Origin of the sequence: Halorussus salilacus (assembly GCF_024138125.1) — an archaeon.
GTDB classification, from domain to species: Archaea; Halobacteriota; Halobacteria; order Halobacteriales; family Haladaptataceae; genus Halorussus; species Halorussus salilacus.
Window position 1 is genome coordinate 1,807,221 of sequence record NZ_CP099993.1, and the last position, 19,907, is coordinate 1,827,127.

The 19,907-nt window shown below is 65.3% G+C and carries 21 protein-coding genes; 13 read left to right on the top strand and 8 right to left on the bottom strand.

Annotated features, from left to right (window positions below; genetic code table 11):
* Window positions 1-87 precede the first annotated feature (87 nt).
* Window positions 88-1,080, bottom strand: coding sequence for a radical SAM protein (locus NGM10_RS09300; RefSeq protein ID WP_253477680.1), 993 nt, complete (start codon window positions 1,078-1,080; stop codon window positions 88-90).
* Window positions 1,081-1,220: 140 nt separating this feature from the next.
* Here NGM10_RS09300 and NGM10_RS09305 point away from each other — a divergent pair, with 140 nt between their 5' ends.
* On the top strand, window positions 1,221-2,312 hold the full coding sequence (locus NGM10_RS09305; protein WP_253477683.1) for a DUF373 family protein: 1,092 nt from the start codon (window positions 1,221-1,223) through the stop codon (window positions 2,310-2,312).
* A gap of 2 nt (window positions 2,313-2,314) precedes the next feature.
* Here the strand turns inward: NGM10_RS09305 and NGM10_RS09310 are convergent, their stop codons facing one another.
* The 4 genes from NGM10_RS09310 to NGM10_RS09325 form a co-directional block, all read right to left on the bottom strand.
* Window positions 2,315-3,157, bottom strand: a complete 843-nt coding sequence (locus tag NGM10_RS09310) for a polyprenyl synthetase family protein (protein WP_253477686.1) — start codon at window positions 3,155-3,157, stop codon at window positions 2,315-2,317.
* 109 nt (window positions 3,158-3,266) lie between these two features.
* The gene (locus tag NGM10_RS09315) at window positions 3,267-4,217 is read right to left on the bottom strand and encodes an electron transfer flavoprotein subunit alpha/FixB family protein (RefSeq protein ID WP_253477689.1); all 951 of its coding nucleotides are present in this window, start codon (window positions 4,215-4,217) and stop codon (window positions 3,267-3,269) included.
* Window positions 4,214-5,005, bottom strand: coding sequence for an electron transfer flavoprotein subunit beta/FixA family protein (locus NGM10_RS09320; RefSeq protein ID WP_253477692.1), 792 nt, complete (start codon window positions 5,003-5,005; stop codon window positions 4,214-4,216). Before NGM10_RS09320 ends, NGM10_RS09315 begins: the two co-directional genes overlap by 4 nt.
* 69 nt (window positions 5,006-5,074) lie before the next feature.
* Window positions 5,075-6,241 (bottom strand): helix-turn-helix transcriptional regulator, encoded by a 1,167-nt coding sequence (locus tag NGM10_RS09325; RefSeq protein ID WP_253477695.1) that lies wholly within the window; start codon window positions 6,239-6,241, stop codon window positions 5,075-5,077.
* 156 nt (window positions 6,242-6,397) lie between these two features.
* Between NGM10_RS09325 and NGM10_RS09330 the strand changes: the two genes are divergently transcribed.
* Together NGM10_RS09330 and NGM10_RS09335 are read left to right on the top strand one after the other, a co-directional pair.
* Window positions 6,398-7,651, top strand: a complete 1,254-nt coding sequence (locus NGM10_RS09330; RefSeq protein ID WP_253477698.1) for a DUF7094 domain-containing protein — start codon at window positions 6,398-6,400, stop codon at window positions 7,649-7,651.
* 27 nt (window positions 7,652-7,678) lie between these two features.
* On the top strand, window positions 7,679-8,140 hold the full coding sequence (locus NGM10_RS09335) for a type IV pilin domain-containing protein (RefSeq protein ID WP_253477700.1): 462 nt from the start codon (window positions 7,679-7,681) through the stop codon (window positions 8,138-8,140).
* 90 nt (window positions 8,141-8,230) lie between these two features.
* Here the strand turns inward: NGM10_RS09335 and NGM10_RS09340 are convergent, their stop codons facing one another.
* Window positions 8,231-8,857: a methyltransferase domain-containing protein gene (locus tag NGM10_RS09340; protein WP_253477703.1), complete on the bottom strand. Its 627-nt coding sequence runs from the start codon at window positions 8,855-8,857 to the stop codon at window positions 8,231-8,233.
* A gap of 176 nt (window positions 8,858-9,033) precedes the next feature.
* Between NGM10_RS09340 and ahaH the strand changes: the two genes are divergently transcribed.
* The 9 genes from ahaH to NGM10_RS09385 all read left to right on the top strand — a co-directional run bounded on the left by ahaH (window position 9,034) and on the right by NGM10_RS09385 (window position 17,673).
* Window positions 9,034-9,366 carry an ATP synthase archaeal subunit H gene (gene ahaH / locus NGM10_RS09345; RefSeq protein ID WP_253477707.1) on the top strand — a complete coding sequence of 111 codons (333 nt, stop codon included), beginning with the start codon at window positions 9,034-9,036 and terminating at the stop codon, window positions 9,364-9,366.
* Window positions 9,353-11,527 (top strand): V-type ATP synthase subunit I, encoded by a 2,175-nt coding sequence (locus NGM10_RS09350; RefSeq protein WP_253477710.1) that lies wholly within the window; start codon window positions 9,353-9,355, stop codon window positions 11,525-11,527. The genes ahaH and NGM10_RS09350 overlap by 14 nt, the downstream gene beginning before the upstream one ends.
* A 231-nt stretch (window positions 11,528-11,758) precedes the next feature.
* Window positions 11,759-12,019, top strand: coding sequence for an ATP synthase subunit C-like protein (locus tag NGM10_RS09355; protein WP_253477715.1), 261 nt, complete (start codon window positions 11,759-11,761; stop codon window positions 12,017-12,019).
* A gap of 24 nt (window positions 12,020-12,043) precedes the next feature.
* Window positions 12,044-12,625, top strand: a complete 582-nt coding sequence (locus tag NGM10_RS09360) for a V-type ATP synthase subunit E (RefSeq protein WP_253477718.1) — start codon at window positions 12,044-12,046, stop codon at window positions 12,623-12,625.
* The gene (locus tag NGM10_RS09365) at window positions 12,622-13,683 is read left to right on the top strand and encodes a V-type ATP synthase subunit C (protein ID WP_253477721.1); all 1,062 of its coding nucleotides are present in this window, start codon (window positions 12,622-12,624) and stop codon (window positions 13,681-13,683) included. Before NGM10_RS09360 ends, NGM10_RS09365 begins: the two co-directional genes overlap by 4 nt.
* Window positions 13,680-14,021, top strand: a complete 342-nt coding sequence (locus tag NGM10_RS09370; RefSeq protein ID WP_253477723.1) for a V-type ATP synthase subunit F — start codon at window positions 13,680-13,682, stop codon at window positions 14,019-14,021. Before NGM10_RS09365 ends, NGM10_RS09370 begins: the two co-directional genes overlap by 4 nt.
* Window positions 14,018-15,778 (top strand): ATP synthase subunit A, encoded by a 1,761-nt coding sequence (locus NGM10_RS09375; RefSeq protein ID WP_253477726.1) that lies wholly within the window; start codon window positions 14,018-14,020, stop codon window positions 15,776-15,778. Before NGM10_RS09370 ends, NGM10_RS09375 begins: the two co-directional genes overlap by 4 nt.
* A gap of 2 nt (window positions 15,779-15,780) precedes the next feature.
* Window positions 15,781-17,205, top strand: coding sequence for an ATP synthase subunit B (locus tag NGM10_RS09380; protein ID WP_253477729.1), 1,425 nt, complete (start codon window positions 15,781-15,783; stop codon window positions 17,203-17,205).
* A gap of 240 nt (window positions 17,206-17,445) precedes the next feature.
* Entirely contained in the window at window positions 17,446-17,673 is a 228-nt protein-coding gene (locus tag NGM10_RS09385; protein WP_253477732.1) for a hypothetical protein, read from the top strand.
* Between the two features lie 40 nt (window positions 17,674-17,713).
* Here NGM10_RS09385 and NGM10_RS09390 read toward each other — a convergent pair whose 3' ends face one another.
* Together NGM10_RS09390 and NGM10_RS09395 are read right to left on the bottom strand one after the other, a co-directional pair.
* Window positions 17,714-18,337, bottom strand: a complete 624-nt coding sequence (locus tag NGM10_RS09390; RefSeq protein WP_253477735.1) for a Yip1 family protein — start codon at window positions 18,335-18,337, stop codon at window positions 17,714-17,716.
* A gap of 177 nt (window positions 18,338-18,514) precedes the next feature.
* Window positions 18,515-18,811 (bottom strand): hypothetical protein, encoded by a 297-nt coding sequence (locus NGM10_RS09395; RefSeq protein ID WP_253483901.1) that lies wholly within the window; start codon window positions 18,809-18,811, stop codon window positions 18,515-18,517.
* A gap of 518 nt (window positions 18,812-19,329) precedes the next feature.
* Here NGM10_RS09395 and NGM10_RS09400 point away from each other — a divergent pair.
* Window positions 19,330-19,893 (top strand): stage II sporulation protein M, encoded by a 564-nt coding sequence (locus NGM10_RS09400; protein ID WP_253477739.1) that lies wholly within the window; start codon window positions 19,330-19,332, stop codon window positions 19,891-19,893.
* Window positions 19,894-19,907: the final 14 nt, after the last annotated feature.

Here is a 19,907-nt window from a genome sequence, read left to right on the forward strand (position 1 = left end):
AAATCCACGGTCCGTCGAGGGGCTCTCGGCCCGGGCTCCCCGCGTTCGCTCGCGGCGGCTACGCCAGCGGTATCCGCTCGCGGAAATTCAGGCCAGCGGCGTCCGCTCGACCACTTGGCCGTCGTAGGTCGGGTACTGCTCGACGATCTCGCCCTTCTCGACGTCGCCCTCCTCGACCATCTCTTCGAGCAGCCACCACGCGAGTTCGACGTGCTCGGACTTGACCGTGTAGAACTCCTCGGGGACGCCGAGTTCCCGCAGGCGCTGTTCGGTCGCCCACGTCTTGCCGTAGACGAGAGTGCCGTCGTCGGTCACGTCGTCGAACTCCCGGCGGATGTTCCGAGCCATCCGCTTCATGCGGTTGCGGTGCTGGGCGGCGTCCTTGAACACCGAGGTGCAGAAGTAGACCCGGTCGTGGTCGCCCATCTCGTCGAGAATCCCCTTCGAGCCCTCGACCGCGCTCATGTGGCCGTCCTGTAGCTCGAAGCCCTTCTCCTGCATCCGGCGGTAGTTGCCCTGGCTCATCTCGAACTCGTTGACGTTGCAGAACTCCGCCGCGCCCTCGTCCAAGAATTCGAGGAACTCCTCCTCGGCGCGGATGCCCGGAATCTCGAAGGCGGGGGTCAGCCCCTCCTCGCGGGCGACGTAGAGGATGTCCTCCCACTCGGTGCCGTGCATCTCGCCCCAGAGTTCCAGCGGCGGGTGGAACCGAATCTCGTCGAGTCCGGCCTCCGAGAGCCTGCGCATGTTCTCCCGACCGCCCGTGATGCCGGTGTAGAGGTGGGTGTGGTGGTCCTCGCCGAACTCCTCCTTCAGAAGCGAGAGGTACCGACACGTCTTCTCCATGGCCTCCTGGGGCTCGCCGCCCGTGATGGAGGTCCCGAGCGCGTCCATGCGCTTGGCCTCGGCGATGACGTCCTCGTCGGACTCGACCTTCCGCTCGTTGGCGTACACGTCGGTGACGTTCTTGCGGTTCTCGCCGAGGGGACAGTAGAAGCAGTCCCGCTGGTCGCAGTAGCCGTAGACGAACAGGACCATCTTGCCCCCCTCGGCGCACTGTTCGCAGCCCTTCGAGATCATTCAGTTGTCCCCGTCTACAGGGCCGACGCTGAAAAACCGTGCGCATTCGGCTTCGAGAATCGAGCGAGTCCGGAACCCCGATTCCGACCTCTCTGGGGCGTCCCGAAAGAAGTTAAACCCCGGACGCATAGCCCCGGGTAATGTTGCTGGTCCTGTGCGTGGACCTCGACGACGACCTCGGCCGGAAGACCGACTTCGACACCCCCGTCGTCGGCCGCGACGAGGTCGAGGACGCCGCGGTAGCGCTGGCGACCGCCGACCCCGAGGACAGCGACGTGAACGTCCTGTTCGAGGGCGTCCACCTCGCCGACCGCATCGACGACGAGAACGTGGAGGTCGCGGTCGTCACGGGCGAGGAGGGGAGCGACGTCGCCGCGAACCGGGCGGTCGGCGACGAGGTCGACGAGGTGCTGGCGGGTCTCTCGACCAGCGAAGAGGTCCGGGCGGTCATCGTCACCGACGGCGCGCAGGACGAGAGCGTCATCCCGGTCATCCGCTCGCGGGTGCCCGTCGACGCGGTCCGCCGGGTGGTCGTCCGGCAGGCTCAGGACCTCGAATCGATGTACTACACCATGAAACAGGTCCTCGACGACCCCGAGACGCGGGGCACCATCCTCGTCCCCCTCGGTATCCTGTTGCTCATCTACCCGCTCGCGGTCGTCTCCGACTGGGTCGGCCTGCCCGGCGCGGCCGTCTTCGGGTTCACCTCCGGACTGCTCGGCCTCTACGTCCTCGGGCGGGGACTGGGAGTCGAGCGACTCCTCGACAGCGCGGCCGAGAAGGCCAGAAACGGCCTCTACGCCGGTCGGGTCACGCTCATCACCTACGTCGTCGCGGCCGCCCTGCTGGTCATCGGCGGCGTTCGGGGCGTCGAGATGCTCGAGACCGTCCAGGCCGACGCGACCGACCCCGTCGGCCCCCTCCGGGTACTCGCGGCGCTCGTCTACGGCGCGGTAACGTGGTTCACCGCGGCGGGCATCACCACCAGCCTCGGCCAGATAACCGACGAGTACCTGGCCGACCGCTTCCGGTGGCGCTACCTCAACGCGCCGTTCTACGTCGTCGCCATCGCGGTCGTCCTCCACGCCGTCAGCGCCTACTTCCTCGGGCGGGTCCCCCTGACCTACCTCGCGGTGATGCTCACCGTCGGCACCCTGCTGGGGCTGTCGAGCACGCTCGCGTTCGCCATCGCGGAGTCACGGCGGTCCCGGCGGGCCGAGCAGGTCAGCTAGAATCAGTGCTCGCGAGTCACGACGAACGCCGCCAAGTCACGGAGGTAGCCCGTCGCGGTCGAATCGGGCGTCTCCGCCCGGTCGAGCGCCGCCAGCGCCGCCTCGGAGTACTCGTGTGCGAGGTCGTCGGCCTCCTCGGCGTCGAGGTCGGTCACCCGCACGATTGACGGTCGGCCCATCTCGGCGTCGTGACCCGTCGGCTTGCCGAGGTCGTCGGCGTCGGCGGTCGCGTCGAGCACGTCGTCGCGTATCTGGAAGGCGATTCCGACCTTCTCGGCGTACTCGCCGAACGCCTCGACCGTCGCGGGGTCGGCGTCGGCCGCCAGCGCCCCCAGCTCGGCGGCCGCCCGGAACAGCGCGCCGGTCTTGCGGCGGGCCAGTTCCATGTACTCCTCGCGGTCGGTGGGGCGGGCGACGAGTTCGGTGGCCTCGCCCTCGCCGAGTTCGACCATCGCGTCGGCGACCGCCTCCATCGCCCGCGGGTCGGGCGAGAACAGCTCGAACGCCTCCCCGAGCAGGCCGTCGCTGGCGATGATGGCCGGGCCGTGGCCGAACTCCGCCCACGCGCTCGCGTTCCCCCGGCGCACGCTCGACCGGTCGATGATGTCGTCGACGACCAGCGAGGCGTCGTGGACGAGTTCCACCCCCACCGCGAAGTCGACGGCGTCTTCGGCTTTCCCACCGGCCGCCTCGCAGGAGAGGACCGTCACGGTGGGCCGGACGCGCTTGCCCCCCGACAGCGCGACGTGGCGGACCTCCGCCGCGAGCTCCGTCGGCTCGACGCGGTCGAGGACGGTTTCGAGGCGCTCCTCGACCAAAGCGCGGCGGGACTCGGGATACTCCATCGACCGGGACTGAGGGCCGGGCAGAAAAGTAGGTGACGATAGCGCGTCGATTCGACGTCGACGAAAAACGCACTCGCGGTCTCGCGGGACCCGCCGAGTCGGCCCGGAGTTACTCGAACTCCTCGATGAGCTCCGGCACGACCTCGAACAGGTCGCCGACGATGCCGTAGTCGGCGATGTCGAAGATGGGCGCGTTCGGGTCGGTGTTGATGGCGATGATGGTATCCGCGCCCTTCATGCCAGCGACGTGCTGGACCGCGCCCGAGATGCCGATGGCGAGGTAGACGTCAGGTGTGACGACCTTGCCCGACTGGCCGACCTGCCGGTTCTTCGGGAGCCAGCCGTTGTCCACGATGGGCCGCGAGGACGCGAGCGTCGCGTCGGTCGCCTCCACGAGGTCGCGGATGAGGTCGAGGTTCTCCTCCTCCTCGATGCCGCGTCCGATGGAGACGATGAAGTCGGCCTCGCTGATGTCGACGTCGCCGCCGCCGACCTCCTCGAAGCCGGTGACGGTCGACCCCGAATCGGCGTCGATGTCGGCCTCGAACGCCGAGACCTCGGCGTCACCGACGCCCTCCGCGGCGGGCCACTCGGCGTCGCGGATGGTGACCGCCTGCCGGTCGCCGCCGACCTTGACGGTGGTCTCGACCTTCGAACCGTACATCTCGCGGGTGACGGTGAGGCCGTCGTCGTAGTCGAGTCCCACGGCGTCGGTCGCCAGCGGGAGGTCGAGCCGGTTCGCCACCGCGGGCGCGTAGTCGAGTCCGTTGACGCTGTTTGGCATCAGCAGGACCTGCGGGTCGAGGTCGGCGTGGAGCGCCTCGACGGCCTGCACGTACACGTCGTGGTTGAACTCCTCGCCCTCGTCGACGGTGTGGATGACGTCGACGCCCTCGCGGTCGAGGTCCTCGGCGAACCGCTCCGTGTCGCCGCCGATGACGGCGAGGTGGAGGTCGCCGCCGGTCTCGTCGGCGAGGTCCCGCCCGGCGGAGATGACCTCGTAGCTCACGTCCCGGAGTTCCCCGCGGCGGTGTTCGGTGACGGCCAGCACGTCGCTCATTCTGCCACCCCCTTCTCGCGGAGGACGGTAGCGAGTTTCCCGGCGGTGTCGCTCGCGTCGCCCTCGAATAGCTCGGCGTCGCTCTCGCTCTCGGGTTCGTACATCGAGGTCAGCGTGAGGTCGCTCTCGACCGCCCCGGCGTCGAGCCCGAGGTCGGCGAGGCTCTTGGGCGCGATCTCCTTGCTCTGGGCCTGTCGGATGCCCCGGAGGCTGGCGTACCGCGGCTCGTTGATGCCCGTCTGGATGGTCAGCACCGCGGGGAGCTCGATGTCGGTCAGCTCCTCGACGCCGCCCTCCAGTTCGCGGTGGACGTGCGCGACGCCCGCGTCGTGGTCGTAGTCGAGCGCGTTGACGACCGCGCCCCACTGGAAGCCAATCTGGTCGGCCAGCGAGACGCCGGTCGCGCCGAGCGCGTCGTCGCCCGACTGGACGCCGGTCAACACGAGGTCGGGCGCTTCCTCCTCGACGACCGCAGACAGGAGATTGGTCTTCGTCTCCACGTCGAGCATGTCGGGTTCTTCGAGCGCGTCGTCCCAGATTCTGACCGCGCGGTCGGCCCCCTTCGCGAGCGCCATCCGGATGGTCTCCTCGGCGCGCTCGGGACCGATGGTGACGGTCACGACCTCCTCGGCCGGGCCGTCTTCTTTCAGTTGGACGGCCTCCTCGACCGCGTAGTCGTCCCACTCGTTCAGGTCGTACTCGAGGTAGCGCTCGCCTACCTCGGTCCCCTCTATCTCGAAGTCGTCGGCGACTTCGGCGACCTCCTTCACAGTCACCAGGACCTTCATAATAAATGCGTCTCGGGCGCGGGGGTAAACGTTTTCGAAACGCGCGACGCGATGCCGACCGTTTCCGTGCTAGTCGGTGTCGGTCACGTCCTCGTCGGGGAGGGTGATGAGGTTCTCGCGCCCGATCCGGAGTTTGTCGACCTGCTCGTCGTCGTCCATCTTCGAGAGCAGTTGGGAGACCTTCGCGTTCGACCACTTGGTCTCCGAGACGATCTTGGCCTGCTTCATCCGCCCGTCGTTCTGCCGGAGCAGTCGAAGCACGCGCTCCTCGTCGCTCAACAGTTCGACGTCGTCCTCTTCGCCCTCGTCGTTCCCTTCGACTTCGCTCGCGGCTGACCGGTCGGATTCGTCCGGCGATTCCGGCCCCGTCGCGGTCGCTCGGGCCCGGGCCGTCTCGGCCACCCCCGGGTCGTCGCGGCGCTGGGTCCAGGCGTAGGCCCCGAGCCCGCCGACCACGAACAGCAGTAGCGCGACTCCGGGTAGCCCCCCGAATTCGGAGAGACCGCCGGAAGGCGTTTCGGTTTGGGTTTCGGTTTGGGTTTCGGTGTTCGACCGCGGCGCGTACACGACGGTTATATCGCCGGGTTCGAACGCCTGTGGCCCCTCGTAGTGGAGTTCGTTGAAGTTGGTCACGCCCTTGGGCGTGTCCTGAACGACGTACCCGTCGGGGCCCTCGATGATGAGCCGCTGGTCCTCGCTCAACACCGGTAGCCACGTCCCGGACTCGGTCGTGAACGCGTCGTCGAGGAGTATCTGGCCGTCATCCATTCGGGTGAAGTTCGTCCAAGTGAACGACAGCGTCAGGACGCCGAGCGTGCTGTTGTCCCGGAGCTCCGCCGACCGGTCGACCGACGCAACGGTCATCTCTCGGTCGGTGGTCGTCCGGTCTGCGATGCGTTCGAAGGTGTCCGGGGCGAAGCCGACGTCGGCTCCCCCGTTCTCGTACTCGGTCGCGAGCTCTCGAAACGCCTCGGTCTCGTTCTCGTCCCGGAGGACGAACCGGGTCGTGACGTTCCAGCGGGCGTCGCCGTCGTCTCGGAGGGCGATTCGCATCGTCGTCCCGGCGTGCGAAGTGTTGTTATCGTCGATGGTCGTGGTGTTTTTGGTCCCTTCTTGGGTGACCGTGTCCGACAGCTCCGCGGTGCGGACTCGGTCGTCCGGTGGTTGACCGACGCCGACACCGGCGGCGGAACCGAGGAGGAGGAGAGCGATCAGGAGGGCGGCGAACAACCGCATACAGTCGCGTGAACACGCCGACAAGAAAATACTTTCCATCCCCCGCGATAAAACGTCAGCGCGCTCTTTGAAAGGTTTCGGGCGCTCTGGTCGGTTCCTGATCGGCTTCACACTTCCGCATGTATTTTAATGATGGGCCGTAGAGATGGGGACGAAATGCGACTCGCCCCCGTTATGCTGGCGTTACTGCTCGCCCTCTCCCCCGGTGCAGTTGCGATGCAGGCGTCGGCACCCACGCCCTCGACCGCGACGCAGTCTGCCACCGCCAGCGTCGGTCCGTCGCTGAACGAGAACACGACGGCCGTCCTGACGCTCGGGACCGAACCGGAGCGCACGTCGTTCGACTCGCCGTCGACTTCGTTGGGAAGTTCGCTCGCGGCCGACCGCGAGGCGTTCGAGACGGAACTCAGCGTTCGGTCGCTCGACGCGGAGCTGGAATCGGCCGACAGCGAATCCCAGAAAAAGCAGGTCCTCACTCGGTACCGTTATCGGATAGAGAACCGCGTTATCTCGCTGGAATCCGAGGAGAAGCACGCGACGGACGCCTTCTCGAACGGGTCGATATCGTCGTCGGAGTACGTCCGGACGCTGGCCCGCATCGACAGCGAGGCCGAACACGTCCTCCACACCACTCGGGCGGTACAGAGACGCGCGGCGCAGGTCCCCGACTTCGGGATGCCGAACATCTACGCGTCGGTGCAGGTGCGACTCCTCCCGCTCGAAGGTCCTATCCGGGACCGAGTCGCGAAGGCGCTCGATGGGACCGCTGATCCGGTCGAAGTTCACGTTTCCGCTGCCGAGACTGGCGTCGTGCTCTCGATGATTCGCGACGACGAGTACGTCCGAGAGGTGGTTCGACCCGACCGCCGCGACTCCAGTAAGACCGAGTCGTTGACCCCCAGCGAGGCGCTGGATTTGGTCTCGGAACAGTACCCCTGGACCCGAAACAACTCCGCCGGTGGCAGTAGCTCTCGGTACAGCTCTACCGACGTGTACGACGTGACGATAAGCCACAGCCACGGGAACCTCACAGCGTCCCTCGACGCTGGCACTGGGGAGATATTCAAGGAAGTCCAGTACAAGCGTCTGTCCGGTCAAGGGACTCTCCCGCCGGGTCCCGGCGTTCGGAACACCACCGAGGGGCAGTTCGGCTCCGAGAACGTCACCCTCACGGTGAACCGGACGTACGCGGGCGGACCGCTCCGCGCGCAACTCACGAACGAGACGGGCGAGCCCCTTGACGGTGAGATCTCTGTGGACGGCGAATCCGTCGGAACGACGGGTGAGGACGGCGTCGTCTGGACGCTCGGTCCGGACGAGGCCTTCCGCGTGACCGGAACCTACGACGGGACGACCGTCGAGGTGACCACCACGCCGGTCGACCTCGACGACGAGTCGTCCGAAGGTTGAAATCCGAAGCCGGGCCCAACCCTCGGCGTGTCCGGTCGCGCACTCTCCCCGGTCCTCGCCGTCGTCTGTCTCCTCGTCGTCACCGTGGTCCTCGCGGGCGTCGTCGGCATCGTCGCGTTCGGTACGTCGGTCCCTGACCCACCGCCCGCCGCCGCTATCGACGTGCGGGCCGACGCTGACGCCGACAGGCTCACCTTCGTCCACCGCGGTGGCGACCCGCTCGACGCCCGCGACCTCTCGCTGCGCGTTCGCGTCGACGGGACCGCGCTCGACACCCAACCGCCGGTCCCGTTCTTCTCGGCGGAGGGCTTTCACCCCGGACCGACCGGCCCGTTCAACAGCGCGACCGACCCGCGCTGGGAGCCGGGCGAGCGCGCGAGCGTCCGGCTCGCCGGGACGAACGACCCGACGCTCGCGCCGGGCGCGAGCGTCGAGGTGACGATAACGGTCCAGGAATCCGTCGTCGCGGAGGTGGAGACGACCGCGTAGCGACCGCTCGGGTGCGCGGGCTCGCTGGCGGGCGGCGGCGCGCCGTGCGCGCCGCCGCCCGCCTCGAAGATGCCGAGACTGCGTGCGACGCTACTCCCCGTCGGGGTCGCGCGCGACGGTCGTAATCGCGATGTCGGGGTCGTAGGAGGGACCCATCTCTCGATGTTCGATGTCCACGTACCCCGCCTCGCGGAACATCCGGTCGGCCTCCTCGCGGTCGTAAAAGAGCATGATGGCGTCGGCGAGCTTCTGCATCACGGTCGACTTAGGATAGTTGGGCCCGACCACGAGCACCTGCCCGCCCGGTTTGACGACCCGGCGCATGTCCCGGAGGGTCGCGACCGGGTCGGGCCAGTACTCGATGGAGCCCGACGACCAGACCACGTCGAAGGTGTCGTCCCCGAAGGGGAGGCGCTCGGCGTCGCCGCGGTAGAAGCTCACGGGGTCGCGCTTGCCCAGCTTGTCCCACGCCTTCTCCAGCTGGTGGACGCTCTGGTCGAGGCCGTGGACGTTCTCGGTGTGTTCGAGTAGCCCCTCGGTGGCGAACCCCGTCCCGCACCCCACGTCGAGCACCCGGTCGTCCTCGTCGATGTCGAGCATCGCCAGCGCCTCGGCGCGCATCTCCTCGTTCCAGATGAAGGGGTTGACCGTGTCGTACACCTTCGAGAGGTACTTGTAGAACAGCCGCGCCCGGCTCTTGTCTTCGAGGATACCCATTGGTCGCACTTCGGGCGCGCTCGCCAAATAATCCTGCCATTTCTCGCGGTGGCCGCCGGACGCGCTATCGGTCCGACCGGAGTCGCGTGGTGTGTGAACCCGTGGCGCGGGTTGGGCGCGAACGAGAAAGTTCGCAAGTAGTATATACGCGCTTCTGCAACCTTCGCGTGATTAGTATGCCGAGGCCAGAGGTTCTCGAACGAATCAAGGAGGCCGAAAACGAGGCCGACGAAATCGTCGCCGAGGCCGAGGAGGCCCGCGACGACCGCATCTCCGAGGCTCGCGAAGAGGCCGACCGTATCCGCCGCGAAGCCGAGGAGGAGGCGAGCGAACTCCACGAGGAGCGACTCGCCGAGGCTCGCGAGGAAATCGAGGCCGAACGCGAGGAGCTTCTCGCCGAAGGCGAGGAGGAGCGCGAGGCCCTCGAAGCGCGCGCCAGAGAGAACGAGGAGGAAGTGACCGAGTACGTCGTGGACCTGTTCGAGGAGGCGGTGCATGCTCAGACCTGAACGAATGAGCAAGGTGTCCGTGACGGGCTCGCGGGCCGTCATGGACGACGTCATCGAGACCATCCACGAGCTGAATCTGGTTCACCTCTCCGACTACGACGGCTCGTGGGAGGGCTTCGAACCCGGCGACCCCGTCGAGGGTGCCGAGACCGCGTCCGACAGGCTCGTCACCGTCCGGTCGCTCGAAAGCATCCTCGACCTCGAGGACGAGGACGCCGGACCGAGCCGCATCGTCACCGACGAGGCCCTCGAAGACGAGCTCGAATCCGTCCGGACCGAGGTCAACGACCTCGACGACCGGCGTAGCGAGCTCGAAACCGAACTCCGGGACGTCGAGGAGCGACTCGACTCCATGGCGCCGTTCGCCGACCTCGGAATCGACCTCGACCTGCTCTCGGGCTACGACACCCTGCAGGTCGCGGTCGGCGAAGGCGACGCCGACGAGGTCCGGAGCGCGCTCTCGGCCGACGACGACATCCGGGAGTTCGAGGTCTTCTCGGGTGACGACACCGTGGCGGCCTTCGCGTTCCCCACCGCCGATGCCGACGAGGACGCGCTCGACGAGGCGCTGGTCGGCGTCGACTTCGCACTACTCGGGGTCCCCGACGCGTCCGGAAGCCCCGAGGGGTACGTCGAGGAGCTCGAACACGAGCGACAGAAGCTCGAGTCCAAGCTCGACGGCGTCGAGAACGAGCTCCACGAGCTCAAGCTCGACACCGCTGGCTTCCTGCTGGCGGCCGAGGAGAAGCTCACCATCGACGTTCAGAAGGCCGAAGCGCCGCTCAACTTCGCGACGACCGAGAACGCCTTCGTCGCCGAGGGCTGGATTCCGACCGACCGGTACACCGAACTCGCGAGCGCGCTCGGCGACGCGGTCGGCGACCGCGTCGAGGTCGACGAACTCGAACGCGCGGAGTACTCCGACAGCGGTCACGCTCACGCCAGCGAGAACGTCACCGAGGAGGAGGTCGCCACGGACGGCGGCCACGCGACCACGATGGGCGACGACGAGCCCCCGGTCGTGCAGGACAACCCCGGCGCGTTCAAGCCGTTCGAGCTCCTGGTCGAGACCATCAACCGGCCGAAGTACTCCGAGCTCGACCCGACGGTCGTGCTGTTCCTGACGTTCCCGGCGTTCTTCGGGTTCATGATCGGCGACCTCGGCTACGGTATCCTCTACATGGGCGTCGGTTACTGGCTGTACAGTAGCTTCGACAGCGACGCCATCAAGAGCCTCGGCGGCATCGCGCTCTGGGCTGGCGGCTTCACCGCGCTGTTCGGCGTGCTGTACGGCGAGATATTCGGCCTGCACCAGCTCGGCGAGTGGGTCTGGGGCGGTCACCCGCCCATCAAGAAGGGGCTCCAGCCCGTCGGCGAGAGCTTCGCGCTGACGTGGATGGTCGTCTCGATACTGCTGGGCCTGCTCCACATGACCATCGGGTACGTCTTCGGGTTCGTCGAGGAGGTCGGCCACGACCCGGTCGACGCGGTCCTCGAAAGCGGCTCGTGGGTCCTGCTGTTCGCCGGGGTCTGGACGTGGATCTTCAGCACGCAGGCGGCCGGACAGAAGCCCGACTTCCTGTTCACCGTCTTCGACGGCGACCCGTTCGCGCTCGGGTTCGGGGGCTTCTCGCCCGAAATCGGGACGCTCGGGCTCGCCATCGGGGCGGTCGGCTTCGTCCTCTACCTCGCGGGTGAGGTCAAGCACCTGGGCGGTCCGGGCCTGCTCATCGGCGCCCTAGAGAGCCTGAGCGTCCTCTCGGACGCGCTCTCGTACACGCGGATCGCCGCGGTGTTGCTCGCCAAGGCGGGGATGGCCTTCGTGGTCAATCTCCTGTTCTTCGGCGTGTACACCATCGACACCCCCGAGGGAGCCGAGTGGCACTTCATGATCAACTACGGTCCGCAGTACGCGCTCGAACACTACGAGAGCGCGTCGATCATGTTCCCCGGCCTGATGCACTCGGGCATCGGCGGCGTCATCGGCGGGCTCCTCGTGCTCGTGCTGGGTCACCTGCTCGTGCTCGCGCTCGGTATCACGAGCGCCGGACTGCAGGCGGTCCGTCTCGAGTACGTCGAGTTCTTCGGGAAGTTCTACGAGGGCGGCGGCGAGGAGTACGAGCCGTTCGGCTACGAGCGCCAGCACACGACGCAGGACTGACCCGCCGCTCCTTTCGTCGTCGATTCCCCTCTCGTTTCGAACGTTCGGGAACCCGGAGTCCGACGTTACCGACCTTTGGTATTCGGTAGCATAAATCGGTTTTGCGGCCGCAGAACCCGCTTCTGGCCAACTCTTTTGGGAAGCTTTATGATGGCAGTAACGGGAAATACGACTGTCCGGTTACGAGAGCAATAGGAGACCCCAAAAACTATGTTCGAAGCTATATTCGCGATGATCGAGTTCGGTGTACTGTTCGCACAGGGCGGAATCGACGCGTTCACGCCGCTTCAGGCGATCTCGGAGAACGGCATGGCGGCCCTCGCCGTCGGCCTCGCCGCGCTCGGCGCGGGATACGCGGAACGCGGTATCGGTAGCGCGGCCATCGGTGCCATCGCCGAGGACGAGAGCCTCTTCGGTACGGGCCTCATCATGACGGTCCTGCCCGAGACGCTCGTCATCCTGGCGCTGGTCGTCGTGTTCCTCGTCGGATAAACGCACCCTTTCCCCTCTTCATCAATGAGTCTGGACACGGTAGTTGAGGATATTCGAAACGAGGCCCGCGAGCGCGCGAAGGAAATTCGTTCGGAGGGCGACGAGCGCGCCGACGAAATCGTCTCCGAGGCCGAGGCCGACGCCGAGGAGATACTCGCGGAGCAGGAACGGGAGACCGAGCAGGCAATCTCCCAGGAGCGCGAACAGAAGCTCTCCAGCGCCAAGCTGGAGGCCAAGCAGAAGCGACTCGAAGCGCGTCGGGACGTCCTGCAGGACGTCCGCGAGAGCGTCGAGGAGCGCATCGCGACCCTCGAAGGCGACGACCGCGTGGAGCTGACGCGCGAGCTCCTCGACGCGGCGGCCGAGGAGTTCGACGACGGCGACACGGTTCGGGTCTACGGCAAGCCCGACGACGACGAGCTGTTGACCGACCTCGTCTCGGAGTACGACGGCTACGAGTACGCCGGGGAGTACGACTGCCTCGGCGGCGTCGTCGTCGAGTCCAGCGAGTCGCGTCTCCGGGTGAACAACACGTTCGACTCGGTGCTGGAGGACGTCTGGGACGACAACCTGCAGGACATCAGCACCCGCCTCTTCGAGCAATGAGCATCAAAGAGACGGAAGGCACCTCGAACTACGAGTACGTCACGGCCCGAGTCCGGACGCGGCGGGCGAAGCTGTTCGACGAGGAGGACTACCGCAAGCTCCTCCGGATGGGTCCGGGCGAGATCTCGCGGTACATGGAAGAGACCGAGTACGAGACCGAGGTCAACGCGCTCGGCGCGCGCTACTCGGGCGTCGACCTCATCGAGTACTCGCTCAACCGCAACCTCGCCAAGCACTTCGAGGACCTGCTCCGGTGGGCCGACGGCCGACTCTACACGCTCGTCGCGCGGTACCTCCGGAAGTTCGACGCGTGGAACGTCAAGACGGTCATCCGGGGCATCTACTCCGGGGCCGACGCCGAGACCATCGCGGAGGACTTCATCTACGCGGGCGAGTTCGACCGCCAGTTCCTCGACCGGCTCGCCGAGACCGGCTCCATCGAGGAGGTCATCGAACTCCTCGACCGCACCCGCTACGGCGAACCGCTCGCCGACGCCTCTGCCGACTACGAGGAGTCGGGCGTGCTGGTGCCCCTGGAGAACGCCGTCGACCGCACCTACTACGAGGGGCTCATCGGCGGCGTCGACGCGACGGAGAACCGCGCGAACCAGCTGTACGCCGAGTTCCTGCGGGCCGAGATCGACTTCCGCAACGTCCGTAACGTCCTCCGTATCGCTCGAAGCGGTGCGGACATCGACCCCGAGGAGTACTTCATCGAGGGCGGGGACCTGTTTCGGGCCTCCGACCTAGCACAGCTGTCGGGAAGCATCGACGAACTCGCGGCGTTCATCCGCGACAGCACGTACGGCGACGACCTGTCGGACGCGCTCGACGAACTCGAACGCGCCGACAGCCTCATCGGCTTCGAACACGCACTAGACGTTGCATTGCTGGAGTACGCCGACCGCCTCTCGCACGTGTTCCCCCTGTCGATCTGTCCCGTGCTGTCGTACATCCTCGCCAAGGAGCGCGAGGTCGAGAACATCCGCGCCATCGCCCGCGGCCGCGAAGCGGGCCTGAGCCAGGACGAGATCGAGAACGAACTGGTGGTACTATGAGTCAGGAGATCGCGGTCGTCGGCAGTCCCGAGTTCACGACCGGGTTCCGCCTCGCGGGCGTCCGGAAGTTCGAGAACGTTCCGGACGACCGCAAGGACGAGGAACTCGACGACGCGGTGACCCGCGTCCTCGACGACGAGGAAATCGGCATCGTCGTGATGCACGACGACGACCTCGACCACCTCTCGCGAGGGGTGCGAAACGAGGTCGAGACCAGCGTCGAGCCGACGATGGTCTCCATCGGCGGCGGCGCGGGTAGCGGCGGACTGCGCGAGAAGATCAAGCGTGCAATCGGTATCGACCTTATGGACGAAGACGAACAAGGTGACAACGAATGAGCCAAGCAACCGAAGGCGACGCGGTCCGTGAGGACGGCGTCATCGAGAGCGTAAGTGGACCGGTCGTGACCGCCACCGACCTCGACGCCCGGATGAACGACGTGGTGTACGTCGGCGACGAAGGGCTGATGGGCGAGGTCATCGAGATCGAAGGCAACCTGACGACGATTCAGGTGTACGAGGAGACCTCGAACGTGGCACCGGGCGAACCGGTCGAGAACACGGGCGAACCCCTGTCGGTCGACCTCGGGCCGGGCATGCTGGACTCCATCTACGACGGCGTCCAGCGCCCGCTGGCGGTCCTGGAAGACAAGATGGGCGCGTTCCTCGACCGCGGCGTCGACGCACCCGGTATCGACCTCGAGAAGACGTGGGAGTTCGTCCCCGAGGTCGCCGAGGGCGACGCGGTCGAACCCGGCGACATCCTCGGCACGGTCCCCGAGACCGAGAGCATCGAGCACAAGGTGATGGTCCCGCCGGACTACGAGGGCGGCGAGGTCGTCGCCATCGAGAGCGGCAACTACACCGTCGAGGAGACGGTCGCCGAACTCGACAACGGCGAGGAGATCCAGATGCACCAGGAGTGGCCGGTCCGGGAGGCCCGCCCCGCCAAGGAGAAGGAGACCCCGACCACGCCGCTGGTCTCGGGTCAGCGCATCCTCGACGGCCTGTTCCCCATCGCGAAGGGCGGGACGGCGGCGATTCCGGGGCCGTTCGGCTCCGGGAAGACCGTCACCCAGCACCAGCTCGCGAAGTGGGCCGACGCCGACATCGTCGTCTACGTCGGCTGTGGCGAGCGCGGCAACGAGATGACGGAAGTCATCGACGACTTCCCCGAGCTGGAGGACCCCAAGACCGGCAAGCCGCTGATGAGCCGGACCTGCCTCATCGCGAACACGTCGAACATGCCGGTGGCGGCCCGGGAATCCTGCGTGTACACCGGAATCACCATCGCGGAGTACTACCGCGACATGGGGTACGACGTGGCGCTGATGGCCGACTCCACCTCGCGGTGGGCCGAGGCGATGCGCGAAATCTCCTCGCGACTGGAGGAGATGCCCGGTGAGGAGGGCTACCCCGCGTATCTGGCCGCGCGCCTCTCGGAGTTCTACGAGCGCGCCGGGAAGTTCCAGAACATCAACGACACCGAGGGTTCGGTGTCGGTCATCGGCGCGGTGTCGCCGCCGGGCGGCGACTTCTCCGAGCCGGTCACCCAGAACACCCTGCGCATCGTGAAGTGCTTCTGGGCGCTCGACGCCGACCTCGCCGAGCGTCGCCACTTCCCCTCTATCAACTGGGACGAGTCCTACTCGCTCTACAAGGACCAGCTCGACCCGTGGTACGAGCAGAACGTCGCCGAGGACTTCCCCGAGCGACGCCAGTGGGCGGTCGACGTGCTCGACGAGGAGGGCGAACTCCAGGAGATCGTCCAGCTCGTCGGTAAGGACGCCCTGCCGGAGGACCAGCAGCTCACGCTCGAAGTCGCGCGGTACCTCCGCGAGTCGTGGCTCCAGCAGAACGCGTTCCACGACGTGGACACCTTCTGCTCCCCGGAGAAGACCTACGCGATGCTCGGCGCGATCAAGACGTTCAACGACGAGGCGTTCGACGCGCTCGACGCTGGCGTACCGGTCGAAGAGATACAGGACATCGACGCCGCCCCGCGGCTCAACCGCATGGGCGTGCAGGACGACTGGGAGGAGTACATCGACGACCTCGAAGACTCCATCGCAGAACAACTTCGGGAGAAATACTAACAATGAAAGAATACCAGACAATCACCGAAATCAGCGGCCCGCTGGTGTTCGCCGAGGTAGACGAACCCATCGGATACGACGAGATCGTCGAGATCGAGACGCCGAACGGCGAGACACTGCGCGGTCAGGTGCTCGAATCCAGTAGCGGTCTCGTCGCGATTCAGGTGTTCGAGGGGACCGAAGGCATCGACCGCAAGTCGTCGGTGCGGTTCCTCGGCGAGACCATGAAGATGCCCGTCACCGAGGACCTGCTCGGTCGCGTCCTCGACGGGTCCGGCCAGCCCATCGACGGCGGCCCCGAGATCGTCCCGGACGAACGCCACGACATCGTGGGCGAGGCAATCAACCCCTACGCCCGCGAGTACCCCGAGGAGTTCATCCAGACCGGCGTGTCGGCCATCGACGGCATGAACACGCTGGTCCGGGGACAGAAGCTCCCCATCTTCTCGGCCTCGGGTCTGCCCCACAACGAACTCGCGCTCCAGATCGCGCGACAGGCGACCGTGCCCGAGGAAGCCGACGAGGACGGCGAGGGCGGCTCGGAGTTCGCCGTCGTGTTCGGTGCGATGGGTATCACTCAGGAGGAGGCAAACGAGTTCATGGACGACTTCGAGCGCACGGGCGCGCTCGAACGCTCGGTGGTCTTCATGAACCTCGCCGACGACCCCGCGGTCGAACGCCAGGTCACGCCGCGGCTCGCGCTGACCACCGCCGAGTACCTCGCGTTCGAGAAGGACTACCACGTACTGGTCATCCTGACGGACATGACCAACTACTGTGAGGCACTGCGCGAGATCGGCGCGGCCCGCGAGGAGGTTCCGGGCCGACGGGGCTACCCCGGGTATATGTACACCGACCTCGCCCAGCTCTATGAGCGCGCGGGCCGCATCGAGGGCCGCGAGGGGTCGGTCACCCAGATTCCCATCCTCACGATGCCCGGCGACGACGACACCCACCCGATTCCGGACCTGACCGGCTACATCACCGAGGGCCAGATCTACATCGACCGCGACCTCAACAGTCAGGGCATCGTCCCGCCCATCAACGTGCTTCCGAGCCTCTCGCGGCTGATGGACGACGGTATCGGCGAGGGCCTCACCCGCGAGGACCACGCCGACGTCTCCGACCAGATGTACGCGGCGTACGCGGAAGGCGAGGACCTGCGGGACCTCGTGAACATCGTCGGTCGCGAGGCGCTCTCCGAGCGTGACAACAAGTACCTCGACTTCGCCGACCGGTTCGAGGAGGAGTTCGTCGACCAAGGCTACGACACGAACCGCTCCATCGAGGAGACGCTCGACATCGGCTGGGACCTCCTCGGGATGTTCCCCAAGGAGGAACTCAACCGCATCGACGAGGACCTCATCGAGAAGTACTACCCCGGGGACGCGGAAGAAGAGACGGCCGAGGAAGTCGCGGCCGACTGAGACGGACCTGTCTCGGATTTTTTGGGCTCCATATTCTTGCCAGCGCGGCGTATCGCTGTTCAGGGAGTCAATACAGTCGACCACCAACGATTGGGTTGTGGGTGTCTAAGAACTTCGTTATCTGATAACGGCGTTTCATCGAACAGCTTCTCTTGTCTTCCGCTTCTCCCGTAAATATATTATCTCCGTGCCTGTACACTCGATGTGAGTATCATGAGTACTGTTACCGCCGATGGAACGATGGAACGGGTGTTCTCGGCCGTCGCAAAGGTCACACAACTACTCGGAGTGGTAACCATCCTCGTCGGCCCCCTTCTGACCGCCGATTCGGTGTATCCGGTTCTGCCCACCGACCTCGCTACGTTGTTGGCGGGCGGTGCTGCGATTCTGGCAGGAAGCAATTACTTCCGCGTGGAAGCGCTGAAGGCCCGGATGGACCGGAACTCTCAGACCTCACGCGACCGATAATCGGAAAACGCACTGTTTCTGCGTAGGGGGTCGCTCTTCTTCACAGAAGCTGGAACGCGTTCCAAGCGATGTTGGCCGCCGTCGGGATCGCGACGACCAGCCCGGCCTCCCGAAGTGTGATGTTGCGAGCGTGGTGGACCGCGAACACCCAGATCAGCGCTTGCCAGGCGAGAATGACGACTCCCACGATGCTCGCGATCTCCAGTGCTGGGTGCGACTGGTACTCCTGTATGAACGCCTGTAATTCTAATCCTGCGGGTACCGATTGAATCGCGTACCATGTGAGAACGAGACTGGCAATCGCACTGAACCCCGCGGGAAAGTATCCCCACCCGACGAAGCGGAAGAGTTGCCGAAACGTTCCCGACCCGTCGAACGCGATCGAGAGCGCGTAAAATACAGCGGTGAACAAGAGCCAAAGGATGAAGATACCCACGACTCCGAATATTGAACCGAATATCCCGGATACGGCGAGGAAGGTGTTAGCCAGCGACTGTCCTTCGACTCGGACGTGTGAAATCAACAGTACCGAACTGAAGATGTTGAGGAGGGCTACCCCGAATACGATAAGTACCGGCTTTCTCAGTGACGGGTCGTCGCCCCGCGTCCGATAGAACTCGTCCGGATTCACGCAGAGTTCTCGGATATCTCGTATGAAACTCATACGTTTCAGTATTTATAATTCTTACTTGAATCTAACTATCTAGTTGATATCCTTCTCCTCGTCAGATTCAATTACGCTGGTAACCCGAATTCGTTTTAACTCTCGACAAACCGCTGGTTCGTATTCAATTTGGAGACCGAGTGACGAACGAGTACGACTAAGTTCTACTCACGCCCACTAGCGTATGGAATGAAATCGAACCGTACCCTGGTTACGATCGGTCTCGCACTGATGTTGATCACTGCCGGTGCAGGCGTCGCCGTTGGTGCGCAGGCAGAGGCGAACGTCATGGGAGGTATCGGTGTTGCGTCCGGTCAGTGGGGCGCCGGAACCGCTGCCGGAATGGCCGGTGTCGGTGCCGGTGGTGGTGCAGTCGCTGGCGCAGGCGTCGGGACGGCCATCTTCCCGGGCGTCGGAACCGGTACCGGTGCCGCCGTGGGTGGTGCCGCTGGTGGCATCGCAGGCGCGTAACACGCTCGTTCACCGCTTCTATCACGTATTTATCACGTTGCCTCGGTTTCCTTTGCCGCTCGTTCCGCCTTTTCGACCTAAATACACTAACGGTGTTAACCTAGTTCAACGGGAATGATTCCTGACGATGATATAATTCCTCGACGAGTAAGTAGATAAAATACTCGGTGGATACGAGAAGAAGACGCACCATGATGCGAAAAACCATCGCGGTCGGATTGGCTATAGTGCTGATTACCGGATTGGCGGGCGCCGCGGCAGGTGCAGGAACGTCGGGTAACGTCGCCGCTGGCGCTGCTGCTGCATACACGGGTGACGGTGTCGTCGCAACCGCTGCTGGCGGCGCAGCCGCAGGTGGTGTGCTCGCGGGTGCCGCGGCAGTCGGCTTCATGGGCGGCGGTCCGGTCGGTGCTGGCTACGCTGCTGGTCAGTCCACCGGTATCGCTGGTGCAGCGGGCGTCTAACGACCGGACGCCGTCTCGACGTTTTCGTACTGTAAATCAGAGACTGTAATCGAATTCATGAAAGATAGACTTCCCGACGAGTTCGAAGCGTTAGTGCTTCCGTTCGGTCTGAGTACGCTTCTTTTTGCTCTTTCGATGACTCTCGGATTCCTCACTGCTCGAACGGCTTCCGACGAATCCCTGGGTTCGTTTGGTCCATCGGCAAAAGCGAGTCATCTGGACTTCGTTGGTATCGTGTTGAACAATACCTTCGTGCTCGTCGCCATCGTACTTGGTTCGGTAACGTTCGGTCTCACGGCCATGTTCCTGTTGTACACTACCGGGGCCGCACTCGGGTCGGCCGTTCGGATCGCACTCGAACAGGGGTTCGACCCCCTGACGGTCGGTCTTCTGGTCGTTCCCCACGGTGTTCTCGAACTCCCGGCGTTCTTTCTCGCTTCCGCCATCGGATTCGATACCGCGTGGGGGATTATCGCCTATTTGCGTGGGAGTCGTGACCGGCCCTTGACGGCTGAACGTGCGTGGCGATATGCCGAACTGATACTCGTTGCATTTGGATTGATAATCGTAGCCGCGTGGGTCGAGGCGGCCGTCACCATCCCTTACGCCAGAGGATTGTAACACGGACTTTATAA

Bases quoted from the DNA above. Each gene is read 5' to 3' on its own strand.
- NGM10_RS09300 (WP_253477680.1), bottom strand. From the start codon at position 1,080: ATGATCTCGAAGGGCTGCGAACAGTGCGCCGAGGGGGGCAAGATGGTC.
- NGM10_RS09305 (WP_253477683.1), top strand. From the start codon at position 1,221: ATGTTGCTGGTCCTGTGCGTGGACCTCGACGACGACCTCGGCCGGAAG.
- NGM10_RS09310 (WP_253477686.1), bottom strand. From the start codon at position 3,157: ATGGAGTATCCCGAGTCCCGCCGCGCTTTGGTCGAGGAGCGCCTCGAA.
- NGM10_RS09315 (WP_253477689.1), bottom strand. From the start codon at position 4,217: ATGAGCGACGTGCTGGCCGTCACCGAACACCGCCGCGGGGAACTCCGG.
- NGM10_RS09320 (WP_253477692.1), bottom strand. From the start codon at position 5,005: ATGAAGGTCCTGGTGACTGTGAAGGAGGTCGCCGAAGTCGCCGACGAC.
- NGM10_RS09325 (WP_253477695.1), bottom strand. From the start codon at position 6,241: ATGCGGTTGTTCGCCGCCCTCCTGATCGCTCTCCTCCTCCTCGGTTCC.
- NGM10_RS09330 (WP_253477698.1), top strand. From the start codon at position 6,398: ATGCGACTCGCCCCCGTTATGCTGGCGTTACTGCTCGCCCTCTCCCCC.
- NGM10_RS09340 (WP_253477703.1), bottom strand. From the start codon at position 8,857: ATGGGTATCCTCGAAGACAAGAGCCGGGCGCGGCTGTTCTACAAGTAC.
- ahaH (WP_253477707.1), top strand. From the start codon at position 9,034: ATGCCGAGGCCAGAGGTTCTCGAACGAATCAAGGAGGCCGAAAACGAG.
- NGM10_RS09350 (WP_253477710.1), top strand. From the start codon at position 9,353: ATGCTCAGACCTGAACGAATGAGCAAGGTGTCCGTGACGGGCTCGCGG.
- NGM10_RS09355 (WP_253477715.1), top strand. From the start codon at position 11,759: ATGATCGAGTTCGGTGTACTGTTCGCACAGGGCGGAATCGACGCGTTC.
- NGM10_RS09360 (WP_253477718.1), top strand. From the start codon at position 12,044: ATGAGTCTGGACACGGTAGTTGAGGATATTCGAAACGAGGCCCGCGAG.
- NGM10_RS09365 (WP_253477721.1), top strand. From the start codon at position 12,622: ATGAGCATCAAAGAGACGGAAGGCACCTCGAACTACGAGTACGTCACG.
- NGM10_RS09370 (WP_253477723.1), top strand. From the start codon at position 13,680: ATGAGTCAGGAGATCGCGGTCGTCGGCAGTCCCGAGTTCACGACCGGG.
- NGM10_RS09375 (WP_253477726.1), top strand. From the start codon at position 14,018: ATGAGCCAAGCAACCGAAGGCGACGCGGTCCGTGAGGACGGCGTCATC.
- NGM10_RS09380 (WP_253477729.1), top strand. From the start codon at position 15,781: ATGAAAGAATACCAGACAATCACCGAAATCAGCGGCCCGCTGGTGTTC.
- NGM10_RS09385 (WP_253477732.1), top strand. From the start codon at position 17,446: ATGGAACGGGTGTTCTCGGCCGTCGCAAAGGTCACACAACTACTCGGA.
- NGM10_RS09390 (WP_253477735.1), bottom strand. From the start codon at position 18,337: ATGAGTTTCATACGAGATATCCGAGAACTCTGCGTGAATCCGGACGAG.
- NGM10_RS09400 (WP_253477739.1), top strand. From the start codon at position 19,330: ATGAAAGATAGACTTCCCGACGAGTTCGAAGCGTTAGTGCTTCCGTTC.